The sequence below is a fragment of the Hungatella sp. genome, from assembly GCF_046966825.1.
Map to the genome: position 1 here is coordinate 1 of NZ_JBKVCZ010000165.1, position 13,540 is coordinate 13,540.

The 13,540-nt window shown below is 48.9% G+C and carries 14 protein-coding genes; 2 read left to right on the top strand and 12 right to left on the bottom strand.

Going from position 1 to position 13,540, the window contains the following annotated elements; genetic code table 11:
• The 4 genes from ACLTD4_RS29710 to ACLTD4_RS29725 all read right to left on the bottom strand — a co-directional run.
• Positions 1-1,248 (bottom strand): ABC transporter permease subunit (locus ACLTD4_RS29710; RefSeq protein WP_412331787.1); only part of this gene is annotated, 1,248 nt, incomplete at its 3' end.
• A complete protein-coding gene (locus ACLTD4_RS29715; protein ID WP_055660207.1) occupies positions 1,248-2,294 on the bottom strand; it encodes an ABC transporter permease subunit in 1,047 nt (348 codons plus the stop codon). The genes ACLTD4_RS29715 and ACLTD4_RS29710, both read right to left, overlap by 1 nt.
• Positions 2,281-3,966, bottom strand: coding sequence for a sugar ABC transporter ATP-binding protein (locus ACLTD4_RS29720; RefSeq protein ID WP_055660205.1), 1,686 nt, complete (start codon positions 3,964-3,966; stop codon positions 2,281-2,283). The genes ACLTD4_RS29715 and ACLTD4_RS29720 overlap by 14 nt, the downstream gene beginning before the upstream one ends.
• A gap of 13 nt (positions 3,967-3,979) precedes the next feature.
• Positions 3,980-5,224 carry a metal-dependent hydrolase family protein gene (locus ACLTD4_RS29725; protein WP_055660203.1) on the bottom strand — a complete coding sequence of 415 codons (1,245 nt, stop codon included), beginning with the start codon at positions 5,222-5,224 and terminating at the stop codon, positions 3,980-3,982.
• Positions 5,225-5,539: 315 nt separating this feature from the next.
• On the opposite strand from ACLTD4_RS29725, the gene ACLTD4_RS29730 reads away from it, so the two are divergent.
• Together ACLTD4_RS29730 and ACLTD4_RS29735 are read left to right on the top strand one after the other, a co-directional pair.
• Positions 5,540-6,529: a LacI family DNA-binding transcriptional regulator gene (locus ACLTD4_RS29730; RefSeq protein ID WP_055660201.1), complete on the top strand. Its 990-nt coding sequence runs from the start codon at positions 5,540-5,542 to the stop codon at positions 6,527-6,529.
• A 121-nt stretch (positions 6,530-6,650) separates the two neighbouring features.
• A complete protein-coding gene (locus ACLTD4_RS29735) occupies positions 6,651-7,130 on the top strand; it encodes a YhcH/YjgK/YiaL family protein (RefSeq protein ID WP_055660199.1) in 480 nt (159 codons plus the stop codon).
• Between the two features lie 116 nt (positions 7,131-7,246).
• On the opposite strand, the gene ACLTD4_RS29740 is transcribed toward ACLTD4_RS29735, so the two are convergent.
• The 8 genes from ACLTD4_RS29740 to ACLTD4_RS29775 all read right to left on the bottom strand — a co-directional run.
• Positions 7,247-7,603, bottom strand: coding sequence for an MGMT family protein (locus ACLTD4_RS29740; RefSeq protein WP_117624266.1), 357 nt, complete (start codon positions 7,601-7,603; stop codon positions 7,247-7,249).
• 13 nt (positions 7,604-7,616) lie between these two features.
• Positions 7,617-7,952: a thioredoxin gene (gene trxA, locus ACLTD4_RS29745; protein ID WP_110326457.1), complete on the bottom strand. Its 336-nt coding sequence runs from the start codon at positions 7,950-7,952 to the stop codon at positions 7,617-7,619.
• 99 nt (positions 7,953-8,051) lie between these two features.
• Complete coding sequence (locus ACLTD4_RS29750; protein ID WP_055660193.1) at positions 8,052-8,720, bottom strand: Crp/Fnr family transcriptional regulator; 669 nt, start codon at positions 8,718-8,720, stop codon at positions 8,052-8,054.
• 43 nt (positions 8,721-8,763) lie between these two features.
• The gene (locus tag ACLTD4_RS29755; protein WP_117624271.1) at positions 8,764-10,488 is read right to left on the bottom strand and encodes a restriction endonuclease FokI C-terminal domain-containing protein; all 1,725 of its coding nucleotides are present in this window, start codon (positions 10,486-10,488) and stop codon (positions 8,764-8,766) included.
• Positions 10,489-10,525: 37 nt separating this feature from the next.
• Positions 10,526-11,254: an aspartate/glutamate racemase family protein gene (locus tag ACLTD4_RS29760; RefSeq protein WP_117624268.1), complete on the bottom strand. Its 729-nt coding sequence runs from the start codon at positions 11,252-11,254 to the stop codon at positions 10,526-10,528.
• The gene (locus ACLTD4_RS29765; RefSeq protein ID WP_117624269.1) at positions 11,251-12,090 is read right to left on the bottom strand and encodes an endonuclease VIII; all 840 of its coding nucleotides are present in this window, start codon (positions 12,088-12,090) and stop codon (positions 11,251-11,253) included. The genes ACLTD4_RS29760 and ACLTD4_RS29765 overlap by 4 nt, the downstream gene beginning before the upstream one ends.
• Entirely contained in the window at positions 12,087-12,815 is a 729-nt protein-coding gene (locus tag ACLTD4_RS29770; protein ID WP_117624270.1) for a hypothetical protein, read from the bottom strand. Before ACLTD4_RS29770 ends, ACLTD4_RS29765 begins: the two co-directional genes overlap by 4 nt.
• Before the next feature lie 457 nt (positions 12,816-13,272).
• A partial coding sequence (locus ACLTD4_RS29775) for a hypothetical protein (protein ID WP_320995733.1) occupies positions 13,273-13,540 on the bottom strand: 268 nt, incomplete at its 5' end.

The following is a 13,540-nucleotide window of genomic DNA, read 5'->3' on the forward strand; positions in this document are numbered from 1 at the left end:
GCGTTTATCTGCAGCCTGTTTCAGACCATACAGCACCAAGGAGATCGTGATAACCGCATAACCTACAAACACGCGGAAATACTCTCCGATCTGTGCGTCGCCAAACAGCTGATTCCCCGCGAGAGGCGAGGTAAAGAACAGGATATGAAACAAAGCTGCTCCCAGAAACACATGGCCAATGCTGGCCTTTTTAATGGATGCACCACCTACCAAAAGAGCGGCAATCGCATACTGCCCAACCTGCTCATGGCTGCTGAATGTATTCATGTTGCCCATATTCTGTAAATAAATCACCTGACCTAGGGCTGCTATAATCGTAGAAAAGGTAATGGAGAACAGACGGCAGCGTCCTACATTGATTCCGGAGACAATGGCAACATCCATGTTTTGCCCCGTCGTCCGGATATCCTGTCCGATCTTTGTTCTGGATATAAATGCGGTTAGAAGACAGAGCAGAGCAATGATCAGCCCAACAACCATGGGAATCTGTGTTGCTGCACACGCCGAATGGAGAGGCGGAATCAGCCAAACCAGCGCGGCAGATACCGTAAGCACCACCGCAGCCGCCGCAGACTTACGGCTGCCTTTTACAGCTTCCAAAAGAGTCCCTCCGCATCTCTTTTTCTTTCGCAGTACCAGGACTGCAAGCACTGCCACTGCCGTAAGCGCTGCGTATATCAGAGACCAATCCAGCGTTATGCACCAGATGTGATCCAAATAATTTTTAACATCATCATGAAATGCAATGGTATTTTTAAGGCCCACTCCGTTGGACAGCATCAGCTCCGCATCCTGAAACGGGATCACACGGCCCAGCAGGATCAAAAAAGTCAGATCAAACAAACCGATTGAAAAATAGCCCAGGATAATACCCGTAATCATCTCCTGGCCAACAGCCCTGTTCATCAGTTTTCCGACTGCCAATCCAAACAGACCGCCCAGAATACTGGCAATCACTGCTGCGAGGAGCATACCCGGCGCACCGCCGATATTCCAGTGGGTGATCATCACCAGAGCGATCTCTCCCGCCATCGCTCCCACTACAATACTGAAGTTCAATCCCATTCCACAAAGGACAGGTAAAATCAGTGATAAAATTAAAACGGCATTCCTCGAAATACGGGCCACTGTCTCTTTCACAATATAGCCGAGAGGCTGGCCGGAACAGAGAATGCTTCCAATACATAAAATGACGAATAGCAGTGTCACGGCATTCCCGCTCAATACATTTCGTACTCTTGCTTTCATCAGATTTTCCTCCCATCGATCTTTGTCAATGCGTAAAGGATAACTCCGTTACAGATAATGACCCTCGCAATTTCAGACAGACTGCTTCCATCGTCGATGAGCTGCGCCGAGACAACCGGTGCTATCGTCAGAATCGCCTGGTATAGTACAACACCAATGATTACATGCCAGATATTGGCCTTCTTCAGGGTCGCACCTCCGACCAGGATCGCCGCAATAGCCGGAAATGCCATGTTACGAGGTGCAGTATACAGCTGATACATACCGATTCCCTGTGCGTAGATCACAATTCCTATGGCGCCGCAGATTGTGGATAATACGGTACCCATTACCCGCATCCTGTCATTATCGATTCCGATTGACTTTCCGAACATAGGATTCATACCGCTGACTTTCATCATAACTCCGGTTTTGCTCTTCTGAAATGCCCAGAATGCCAGACACCCCAGTCCAAATACAAGGAATAATCCCGTAGGAATCGTGACATTTCCGATCTTAAACGCCAGCAGATTGTTTAATACTTTATCGTAAAACCCATCCAGGGTAATCGTGCTGCGCACTCCATTTCCCATGGCCCATTTAATTCTCGGATCTGTAAAGAACGGAAACAGCATCCATCCCATACACATCAGTGAGACAATAGAAAAATTGATATACGTTCCCACCATCATCTCAGAACCACGCAGCCGGTTTAAGAGCAGACCATATAAGACCCCCACAACCGTTGCAAATACAGACCCCAGTACACATGCCGCGAGAATTCCCTTCATCCCCTGAATTCCCCATTCCACAGAAAGTACGCCGGCCAGCTGGCCGCAGAGAATTCCAAGCGGAAGTGCAAAATTCAAGCCGACACCACACTCTACCATAGGAAGCATGGCTAAAACAAAGAAGCTGTTAAGTCCGATACGGACCAACACATCAGAAACAATGGTTCCACTGTCCAGATGCAGTGTAAATGTAAGCAGAACGAGGCCGGCCAGAAATACCATGATAATAAATCTGGAAAAGCCGATTGCCTGGTACAGACGCTTAATCTGCTGCATGACTCCCCACCTCCTTCTGTTCCTTTCTGAATCCGTTTTCTTCCTTTTTGGCTCTGCCCTGTTCCTCCATGGCTTCGGCGGAACTGCTCATAAGCAGGCCAAATTTGTATTCTTCATCGTTGGGCTTTAAGATACCGGCCAGTTTTCCCTCGGTGACAATCGCAATACGGTCGCAGACGGATCGCAGTTCGGCCAGTTCCGAGGAAGTCATAATGATTGTCATATGGCGTTCCCGGTTTAACTGCACCAGATAATTAAGAATCAGCTTCTTCGCCCCGATATCGATTCCTCTCGTCGGCTCTGAGATAAAGAGCACCTCCGGATTCATGGCCAGCGCCTTGGCAATCGATACCTTCTGCTGGTTTCCTCCGCTCAGCCGCTTGCAGGGCTGACTGCTGCTGGTACACCGGATATCGATCTCTTCGATCATTTTTTTTGCATATTCGGCCGCCGCCTTCTTGTTATAAAAGCGCATAAAACCGATGTGTCTCAAATACTCCTGATTCACCCGAAGGGCAGCGATTACTGTATTCATCTCTATGGAGGCGTCCAGATTCAAACCAACGCCTCTCCGGTCCTCCGACACAAACATAATCTTTTTCTTAAGGGTTGACAACGTATCCTCTACAGAAAGAGTCTCTCCACGGTACAGGACCTCGCCCGATGCAGGATACAGTCCCATGATACCATTGGCGATCCCCACCTTTCCATGGCCGGCCAGGCCGCCAATTCCCAAGATTTCCCCTTCTCTCACCTCCAGGTCGATTCCTTTTACCAGCTCTCCCGGCATCTCCACATGAAAGTTTTTCATGGACAGAATAACCGGGCTATGTAACTCGGACTCCGTTTTTGGCTCCTTCGTCACCAACTCCACCTTTCGTCCAATCATCATCTCTGACAGCTGAATCGCCGTCACGCCCTCCATATCACACTGACTGACGAGCTCTCCGTTGCGCAGTACGACCGCGGTGTCCGCATACTGTATAGCCTCATCCAGACGGTGACTGATAAAGATAAAAGAGATCCCCTGATCCGCGACTGCGCGCACACAGTCCAGAAACTGTTTAGCCTCCCCTTCCGTCAGCACCGCTGTTGGCTCATCCAGAACGACCAGCTTTATATTTTTTTTATTCAGTTCTCTTGCGATTTCCACAAACTGTTTGTAACCGACAGACACATCCTCTACCGCTACTGTTTCACTCAGCCCCTCGAGTCCGAGAGAGTTAAGCGTCTTCCTCGCCTCCTCTCTCATCGAGACCTTGTCGACCGTCTCCAGCTTTCTGCTTATAATGCGGCTGAACAGATTACCCTTCGTAATCTCCCGGTTCAAGCGAATGTTCTCCGCTATCTCATACCCATCGATCAACATAAATTCCTGATGAACCATTCCAATTCCCAGTTCAGAAGCATCTGAGGGTTTCATGATCTTCACTGGCTTCCCTTCGAAGAGGACATCTCCTGTAAAACCGCCGGTAGAGTGGATCACGTCCATTCCGAAAAGTATATTCATAAGTGTCGATTTGCCTGCCCCGTTTTCACCAAGCAGTGCTAATATCTGCCCTTTTTTCAGACGGATACTGACATCCTTAAGTACCCGAACTCCGTAATATTCCTTTCCAATGTGATTCATTTCCAGAAGATACTCATATCCCACTGCCTTGTCACCCCCCATTCTCTCCTGATTATCAGCGCAGACCGCTAAACGTATCCTTGTAATATTCCCCGCCTCTCATCACGACGAGAATCTTTTCCTGATTCTGTAAAATTCTGATGTCCTCCAGAGGATCTCCGTCTACAATGATAATATCTGCTTCCTTCCCCGTTTCTACAGAACCGGTTATAGAATCAATACCCAGTAGTTCTGCATTCGCACTTGTTGCCGCCCGGATACAGTCCATCGCGGTCATTCCCCAACGGTTTAAGCACTCCAGTTCTCTCGCCGTCTCCCCGTGGTTAATCAGCACACCTCCGCAGTCGGTTCCGATGCCAATCTTGATTCCCATCTCCAGAGCCTTGCGGAACATCTTTTCCTGGTTTACCAGAGCCTTTCTCGAATTCTCAATTGTGGAGCTGCCAAGACCGTACTTTGCGCCATCTGCCATCAGCTGGTAAACAATTGTCGTAGGTACCCAGAATGTTCCATGGGCTTTCATCAACTCCAGAGTCTCTTCATTAATCATCATTCCATGTTCGATGGAAGCCACGCCGTTCTCGATACAGTATTGGGCTGACTTCGCGGTATGGCAGTGAGCCGCTACCTTTTTACCTGAATTTGCGGCTTCCTCACACAGCGCCTCAATCTCCTTTTGGGAAAACTCGTCTCTGGGCTTACCAAGGAACGGATCGTACAAACCGGAGGTAACATAAATCTTGATTAGGTCCGCACCTGCCGCTACTTCCGTGCGGATTGCTCTCCTGCATTCGGCTTCTCCATCTACACAGTGTCCGGAACCGCCTGCATCCGGTCTGGACCACTGATACTCTGTAGACATAGAAGCATGGCCGCCCGTCTGATTAATCGCCTTTCCTGAAGCGATGATCCTGGGTCCGGGAAGCAATTTCTGATTGATTACATTCCTGACCGCAATCACGCAGTCACCAATATCCGCTACATCGCGCACGGTTGTGATACCGGCACGGATCGTCTCCAGAGCATTCCAGTAAGAACGCATCGTGCGGGTTGGAAGATTATACTGAGCAACTTCGTTAATCACATTGTTGGAGGCGGTTGTCTCCAGATGGGTATGCGCATCCATCAGTCCCGGCATCAGCGTACGTCCGCCGCAGTCAATAATCTCTGTGCCCTCCAAAATTTCCACCCCGGACGCAGCCCCCACATTTACAATGGTACTGCCGTCTACCACAACTGTCCCATCCGGAATAAAACCGCCCCTGCCGTCAATTACTCTTGCATGTGTAAATGCCCTCATAGCCCCTTACCTCGTACTTTCCCGCCTATTTCACTGAGAATATGCAATCGATATCCTAACATTTGATTTATATTCCGTAGAACTTCAGCGAATTAAACGAATTTATTGTTTGCAATCGATTTCAGTTTATGCTATGATTATAGTCGTAGCAATCCTACTTTGTCAAGTATTAAAAAAAAATTTATATAACGCCTTTACAATTTTTCCATATTTTGGATATAATCTACAATAGCGGGGAGTTCTGTAAACTGACGGAGAAGGGATTGGAATTTCCAATGAGATACGATAACTATAAAAAGAGAGAGTGCATCGCCTATGACAATCTACGATATTGCAAAAGAAGCCGGCGTTTCCGCCAGCAGTGTATCCCGTGTTATCAATAACAAAACAGGGGTTAATCCGGAAGTAAGAAAAAAAGTGCAGAAGCTTTTAAAGAAATACCACTATACCCCCGATGCCGCAGCCCGAGGCCTTGTCAGCCAGTCTTCCCGCATTATCGGAATTCTGATCGCGGATATCCGTAACATCCATCATACCGATGGAGCTTACTATATCGAGCGCAAGCTGGCCGCCCTAAACTACTGCTGCGTTATCTTAAATACCGGTGACGATGATGAATCGCGCGCTCAGGCGATCTCTATTCTGGAGCAGCGCCGTGTGGAGGGAGCAGTGCTGATCGGTTCCTCCTTTCAGACAGAATCCGTTGCGCAGGCCATCAAGCGCCATCTGAGCAAGGTGCCGATCGTCATGATCAATGCCTTCTTAGATGCGCCGAATATTTACGGAGTTCTGTCCGATGAATTGCACGGAGTGGAAGCCTGTGTAAACCTTCTGGCAGAAAAAGGGCGAAAACGCCTGGCATTTGTCCGCGACTGCCATACTCCAAGTTGCGAATTAAAGGTCGAAGGTTTTCGCAGAGGCATACGTCTTCTCGGCCAGACAGAGCCCTGGATCTATGATTCCCACGGCACTACGGCAGCGGACGGAAAGAGAGCCACTCTGGAGGTTTTAAAGGATCACCCGGATGTGGATGGAATCATTTATTCTGTCGATTTAATTGCTACCGGAGGCATACGGGCGCTGTATGACCTGGGTATCGCCATCCCGGATCAGGTATCCGTCATTGGTGTCGATAACTCCATCTATGGTGAAATCTGCATTCCCACGCTTACGTCACTGGATAACAAGACCTTTGACTCCAGCATTGCCGCCTGCCGGATCTTGATCGACTGCCTGGAAAACCGTACTACGACACGACAGATGATTCTTCCCTCCGCCATCGTCGTCAGGGAATCGACTCCCTGAATCTGCGTTTCAGAAAATTAATTTTAGGGATTGCTTTTCTTGAAAAAGTCTGATATAGTGTAATTGCAATCGATTTCACTGTGTAACCCGAAGACTTGTTTTCTGAAAGAAGGTATTCACAATGATTTTTTCGAGTTTAAATTCCACAAATGATTTTTCTCTCTGTCCATCAGCGATCAGACGCGCTGTTGAATATTTAAAAACAACCGACTTTTTCCATATGGAACCGGGAGACTACCCGATTGAGGGGAATCTCATGTATGTCAAAGTATTTGATCAGACCTCCATTCCGTTTGAAGATACCCGCCCTGAAATACATCACCACTATGCAGATGTACAGTACTGGCCGGAGGGTGAAGATCTTGCAGGCATCACCCCGAATCCAGGTACTTATACGGTAGCGGAGGCTCACGAAAGCGACGACCTCTATTTCCTGGAGGGAATTCAGAACGAAAGCTTTATCCACTGTCTCCCTGGCTGCATTGCCGTCTATTTCCCATGGGATGTTCACCGCCCCAGCGTAGCTTATGAAGGGAAACCCATCACATACCGCAAAGTAGTCGTCAAAGTACATATGGATTTAATGAAAAACTCGATTTAAATAGTCCGCTGGATATTCCAGAAAAGGGGGCCCACAGAGGCAAAAGCCTCTCTGCGGGTCCCCTTTAAGTATTTCACTGATAAACATGTATAAATAAACTCTCACCGCTCGCACCGTCATATTCCGTTCTGCTCAAACCATTCCCGGAATTCCAGTGCGTCCTCCAGCGTATGATGCCACCCAAACCGCTTCAAAATCACCCGGTTCTCGTCGTCAACGATTACGCCCTCCGCTTCCAGAAGCTTCTTCTGCGTATCCGGAGTTCGAAAGGAAGCCGCTCCGCTTAGATATCCGGAGGCGTTCACCACACGGTGTGCAGGCAGATCCTTTTCCCCCAGGCGGCGGTTCAGTGCATACCCCACCTGCCTCGAATTCCTGGGTTTTCCACATAACAGGGCGATCTGGCCATAGGTGGCCGCTTTTCCATATGGAATATGATTCACGACAAATCTGACACGCTCATAAAAATCCATGGTACCTCTTCCATCATAAGCCAATCATCTGCTCGATTGCGGCCTGGGGTTTCACGCCCACGGAGGTGGCAACCGCCTTTCCTTCCTTCATCAGAATCAGCGCCGGAATGCTCATAATATGAAACTTTTCTGCCAGCTCCCTCTGCTCTTCCACATTGACCTTTCCCACCTTAATATGGGGATTTTCCTCGGCAATTTTATCTACAACAGGGGAAAGCTTTTTACATGGCCCGCACCATGGCGCCCAGAAATCGAGAAGCACCGGCTTTCCTGAAGTAACGACTTCCTCATGATAATTATTATTTGTGATTGAAAATACAGACATTTTATTTGTACTCCTTTTATTCATTGATTGATGATATTAGAATACACGAAAACGATCTGCTTTACAGTGACTTTGTTACACACATAATTTGTTCCGTCTGCATACCGATACATTTCCAGCCAGCTACCGCAGGCTATCCGCCGCCAGCTCCGTGAGTCTCTTCTCATTCAGAAGCTCGATTCCTCCGCGGGTCAGCTTAACCAGGCCATCCGCCTGAAATGCCTTCAGCATCCGGGTGATAACCTCCCTGGCCGTCCCCATGTGGCGGGCAATCTGGTCGTGGGTGATAGAAAGCTTCCGACTCTCATCAAGCCCGCTCTCCTCCAGCAAAAATGCCGCGAGACGGCTGTCGATCTTCTTGTTCAGCACCTGATCCATCAGCCACATTACATCGGAAAAGCGCGCCGCCATCAGCTCATTGGTAAAATTGGCAACCGCCGCGCTGTTGTCCATCAGATCTCTGTAGACATCGACTGGAATATGAAGAATCTCCGTGTCCTGCTCTGCTTCCACGATTACATCGAACAGGATGCTCTTCACCATGCAGGGTGCAGAAAATATACATAAATCCCGTTCCAGCAGCCGGTACAGTGTCAGCTCCCTGCCCTCCTCCGATATAGTATAGACCCGCAGCTGTCCGTCCAGCGTCAGAATCAGCCCGGTGCACTCATCCGATCCGTGGTGAAGCACCTGCCCTTTTTCAAACCGGCGTCTCTGCACGCTTCCGGCCAGTGTCCTCCGCTCTGCTTCCGTCAATTTTTTCCAAAATGGAAGGTATTCTCCCAACTCCATGAACATTCCCTCTTTCTGCTTCCACTATCCATTATATTACCTTTTACCGAAAAGTGACCTCGTCGTTGCAGTCGAACAGGCGGAAAAATTCAGAATACTCCATACGGCCCGCCTTTAATTCTTCTGCCAGCAGCAGAAGTGTCACGGAGTCCATCGCACCGCCGCAGAGTCCGGAGCGCATGTGGATATTTTCCAGACGATCTTTAAAGCCTCCGGTAAAGGATCCCGACACAAAAGCAAACCGGTAATCGGTCACGCCTTCATCAAATACCTTCCACCAGCGGTTCGGATTGATCTTCTCGTTCCGCTCCTTATTTTCCTCCAAATAGCGGTACATCTCATCCGCCTGCTTTATCGGAAGGGAGTATCCTTTTCCATACGCCTTATTGTCGATAATCATGCCGTCTTTTCCATAGTAAATGCAGACATCCGGCTTCCTGGTATCTCCCAGTCTTCCTCCCAGGAAATCCAGTTCCCTGGTGAGAAGCTCCGCCGTCTGAATCTCATAGTCGCGGTCTGATGTACCATCGAAGCCCAGATCGATTAAAAGCAGATACTCGTGACTTACATGGGCCAGCCGCTCTCTGACGCTGTCCTTTATGACAGCCATATCGGATTTTACGGAGATCCGGCCCGCATCGTCCGCCGGAATCTCCAGGCCTACGATATCGTCCATGATCTTATACGTCTTTCCGGTGCGCTTCACATTTAAGCCGATGTTCTCAAAACCACGGATATCATCCTTAATGGTCTCCACCGTCTCTTCCAGTCCCGCCGTCTCCAGATAGGCCTTCACCTGCTCCGGCGAACGATAATCCTTCAGAAGGTACTGGATAATGCGGGTCCTCCGGTTCCTTAAGTAATCCCGGTCTGCCGCCTTCGTTGCCAGCATATCCCACATCACCCGCTTCGGTATCCGGGCAAACTTCGAGACACCGGTGGTATGCTTGAACACGGTTCTCCCCTTTAACGTAAGCCGGTAGGACTGGGGTATGGTTCCCTCATACCGCCTGCTTCCAGCATCCTCTGCCGCCGTCTTCGCCGCCTGTTCCACCCAGCCCATCTGTTTCAGCCAGCTGCAGATGGTTCGGACGTATTTATCACTGGTTCCCTCTGTATCCTGAAGAAGCTTTGCCCTGTCCTCCTCCGCTGTTTCCGAGAGTCCCTGCAGGATCATATGCTGCGGAATCGAGGTAAAACCGGCCTCACCGATAAAGCCCAGTCTGGCTCCTATTTCAAACTTTGTCAGATGGTCGCCCGCTGCCAGCAGCGAAAGCACCCGGCAGACAGGAGGATACGAGAGAAACGCCTTTGTAAGCGTCTCCTCCTCTTCTTTGCTCCCTGCTTCCGCCTCCGCATAGGAACGTCCCAGATCAGACAGTGAACAGGTATCGGCATTTCTGTCATAATTCAAAAAACCGATGCTGACCGCCCAACGCAGAAATGAATCTGCCGGCCAGTCACTCTGGTACTCTTTTCTCTGCCCGGGCAGCACCGCCTGTATGATGCCAGAACACGGCGCATTACTTCTCGTATATCCCTTCGGTGTCCCTTTCCCTTTCAGATGGGCGTACGGCACGATAACCGGATCAGCCTCCAGCTCCTCTATAAATTCCGCTTTGCCATCTTCATCTGAAATGAGCCGGACCAGTTTGTCCTCTATTAACTGTCTGTTGACGGGAGACCCCGGCACAAAGACCGATACCACATTTTTTAAGTTTTCCAGCTTATAGGCCTCCTGTACCCAGCCAAATGTTCTGACAGCCACTCGGAACACCTCCTTTTCATCTTTCCTCCAGCATCTTTCATCTGGCATCTTTCGTCCAATATCTTTCGTCTGCATTACCCACAACCGAGAGCTCCGCCGCCTTCTCCGCATGAATCAGAGCCGTATCAAACAGCGGCACCTCCGTGTCCCCGTCCTTTACCAGAAGGCCGATCTCTGTACAGCCAAGGATCACTCCCTGGGCTCCCCTCTCTTTTAAATGGGCGATGATCGTTAAATATGCCTCTTTTGATGTCTCAGACACGATACCCCGGCACAGCTCCTCGTAGATCACCCGGTTCACGGTTTCGATCTCTGCCGCCTCCGGAATGAGCACCTCCACGCCGTACTCTGCCAGTTTTCCCTTATAGAAATCCTGAGTCATGGTATATTTCGTTCCCAACAGTCCCACACGGTCCATGTTCTCTGCCTTCAGCCTCAGAGCGGCCGCCTCCGCAATATGCAGGACGGGAATATCGATCTTACTCTGAATCTGAGGCGCTACCTTGTGCATGGTATTCGTACAGATTACGATAAAATCAGCCCCCGCCTTCTGCAGGCTTTTGGCCGCCTCTCCCAGTATTTCTCCGCTTCTCTCCCACTCTCCCGCGGCCTGGCACTCTTCGATCTCCTGAAAATCCACGCTGTAGAGAATGCATCTGGCGGAGTGGAGACCTCCCAGCCTCTCTTTCACCGCCTCATTGATAACCTGATAATAAGTAACCGTGCTTTCCCAACTCATTCCGCCGATCAGGCCGATTGTCTTCATCTCTTCTCTTCCTCCATTTTCTGGCACGACGGACAGTAATAGACCGCCCCGCCCAGATAAGTTTCCTTTACAATCTCTCCGCCGCATGCGGGACAGCCGGAAGCCAATGTATTCTTTGACATCAATGTCTGATAGCCCCCTGGATTTCCAAAGAAATCTTTTTCGGTGTCGCGCCCGCCCTGTTCCGTCATGGTTTGAAGCACCGTCTTTACCTGTTTCCACAGAACGTTCTTTTCACAGTCTGAAAGGCTGGAAACCTTGCGTTTCGGATGAATTCCCGCCTGAAACAGAATATCCTGGAGACAGCCGTTGCCAAGCCCCGGTATCCGCTGCTCCGTAGCCAGAAACGCCTTGACGCTCATGGCCGGTTTCACAGAAGCCAGCAGCTCGTTAAAGTACCCTTCAACAAATTCCTCCGTCAGCGGCGAAATGCTCTCGATACTCTTTCTGTAGTACTCATTGTCATAATCTCCCGAATGGCACGAAATACTGCCATACATGGCTACTGTAAATGCAATCGCGGACCCATCCGTAAATTCCAGGAGAAGCTGGTATTTCTTCGGACGGACCTCTTCCTTCCGGATAAAACGGGGATTTACTCCGTCATTAAAACACAGCCTGACGCCGCTGTCGAATTCCAGTTCCGAAAAGATACCAAAACCAGCCGCGCCAGTCACCGTATGACCGGCCAGAAACGCCTGGTACTCCTCCGGTTCGTGGTTAAACCAGCAGAATTTGTGGGGTGAGGAAGGGGGATATACCGCGGATACCGTCTTTCCTCTCACTGTCTCTCTCATCTGTTTTGCCAAATTTATGGCCTCCGGCAGTTCAATCATCGCGTGTCCTCCATTCTGACGGCCTTAAACCGTTCCTTCAGCAGTTCCTTTATATATTCGGTATCATAAGTCAAAATCTCCTGTTTCTCATCTCTGGTGTTATATGCTTTTAAAATTATATTCCCATTCTGAAAATCGGAAAACTCGATATCGTCGTAAATATCATAATCCCGATCCATTAGTTCGTGACCATTTATTCCCTCCGGCTCTGTAAAAGGCTTCTCAAAGTCGAGAATCATGACATCAAATGGGCAGGCCCAGAAACAGCCTGTCACTGCCAGAAGGCCGGATTTACTGTCATATACTGCATCTGTCCAGATAAAACTCTCCTGAAAATCTTCCGGTTTATCCGGATAGGCACATGCCGGTATATAACGGAACACCTCGCCCGTCTCCACACAGAAAATACTGTATCCATATAAATCCTCCCGAAATATCAGATACCGCTTCCCATTCCGGTGGTGAATCAGCCGGCAGAAATCCCCGTCATCATCCAGATTCCTCCAGCTTAACAGAACGGTTCCGTCCTTTCCCACAAGATCATGGATCACAGCGTGGATATTCCCCTTTAACGTTCCTGTGTAATAGCGGGAGCACAAAGAGTAACCATCGTCTAAAGCCGCTGTTTCCGGTATCCCCTTCTGCTCTTCTCTGTGTTCCTCATTGAATATGGAAGAGAAAGATTCCCGATAGTGAAGGTAGGCTTCGTTGTAAGCTACGTTCATCTGCCTCACCTCCTTTTCTGATTAGCTGTCTTGTATTTTTTTCTATGTATTTTTATTTCTATGTATTTTTATATTCTATCATAAACACGAAATTCGCGAAAGTCCTCATAAAAGGTTTCGATCTGTATCTGTTCCGGCATGCATGTCCGGCATACCTGAAATGCGTGTTGCATCAAGGCCACTCCAGATTGACAAGCTTCGTGTAATATTATACACCGTCCATAACATCATGCTTTCATATCAGGCAAATAAAGTCTTGGCAGAACGGATTCAGAAGGGAATGGCAATGGACAAAAACAATATTCCGGTTATTACGTGTCTGTGTTCCGGTATGACAATCGGCTTGCCATCGGTGGTGTGGTTGGCCTGGCACAGGGAAGAGTAGGCATAACAATGTGTTATGGCATATTATTTGGAATGATTATTGGAGTGATAATAGGAACTGTCATTAAGAAAGTCAAAGAAAAAGAATAACATAACCGGAAAAAGCAGCGGCTAATAAATGGATCATTATGCCTGGAGGTATACGATGAAGCATGAAAAAGAGGATCTGCATGAACAAAAAGGCAGAACAGGGCAAGTCTCCCAATTTCAGAGAGCATGCAGTCAGATCTGTACCTGCTGACAGCTCCCTTCCAGCGGACATTTTACAGTTGGAAAGATTTATGCAGTGAACATACTCATGTATAAATACACGAGCTTCCTGTTTCAGCGCCAATTGCCCT

Bases quoted from the DNA above. Each gene is read 5' to 3' on its own strand.
- ACLTD4_RS29735 (WP_055660199.1), top strand. From the start codon at position 6,651: ATGATTTTTTCGAGTTTAAATTCCACAAATGATTTTTCTCTCTGTCCA.
- ACLTD4_RS29720 (WP_055660205.1), bottom strand. From the start codon at position 3,966: ATGGGGGGTGACAAGGCAGTGGGATATGAGTATCTTCTGGAAATGAAT.
- ACLTD4_RS29730 (WP_055660201.1), top strand. From the start codon at position 5,540: ATGACAATCTACGATATTGCAAAAGAAGCCGGCGTTTCCGCCAGCAGT.
- ACLTD4_RS29765 (WP_117624269.1), bottom strand. From the start codon at position 12,090: ATGATTGAACTGCCGGAGGCCATAAATTTGGCAAAACAGATGAGAGAG.
- trxA (WP_110326457.1), bottom strand. From the start codon at position 7,952: ATGAATAAAAGGAGTACAAATAAAATGTCTGTATTTTCAATCACAAAT.
- ACLTD4_RS29760 (WP_117624268.1), bottom strand. From the start codon at position 11,254: ATGAAGACAATCGGCCTGATCGGCGGAATGAGTTGGGAAAGCACGGTT.
- ACLTD4_RS29740 (WP_117624266.1), bottom strand. From the start codon at position 7,603: ATGGATTTTTATGAGCGTGTCAGATTTGTCGTGAATCATATTCCATAT.
- ACLTD4_RS29750 (WP_055660193.1), bottom strand. From the start codon at position 8,720: ATGGAGTTGGGAGAATACCTTCCATTTTGGAAAAAATTGACGGAAGCA.
- ACLTD4_RS29770 (WP_117624270.1), bottom strand. From the start codon at position 12,815: ATGAACGTAGCTTACAACGAAGCCTACCTTCACTATCGGGAATCTTTC.
- ACLTD4_RS29725 (WP_055660203.1), bottom strand. From the start codon at position 5,224: ATGAGGGCATTTACACATGCAAGAGTAATTGACGGCAGGGGCGGTTTT.
- ACLTD4_RS29715 (WP_055660207.1), bottom strand. From the start codon at position 2,294: ATGCAGCAGATTAAGCGTCTGTACCAGGCAATCGGCTTTTCCAGATTT.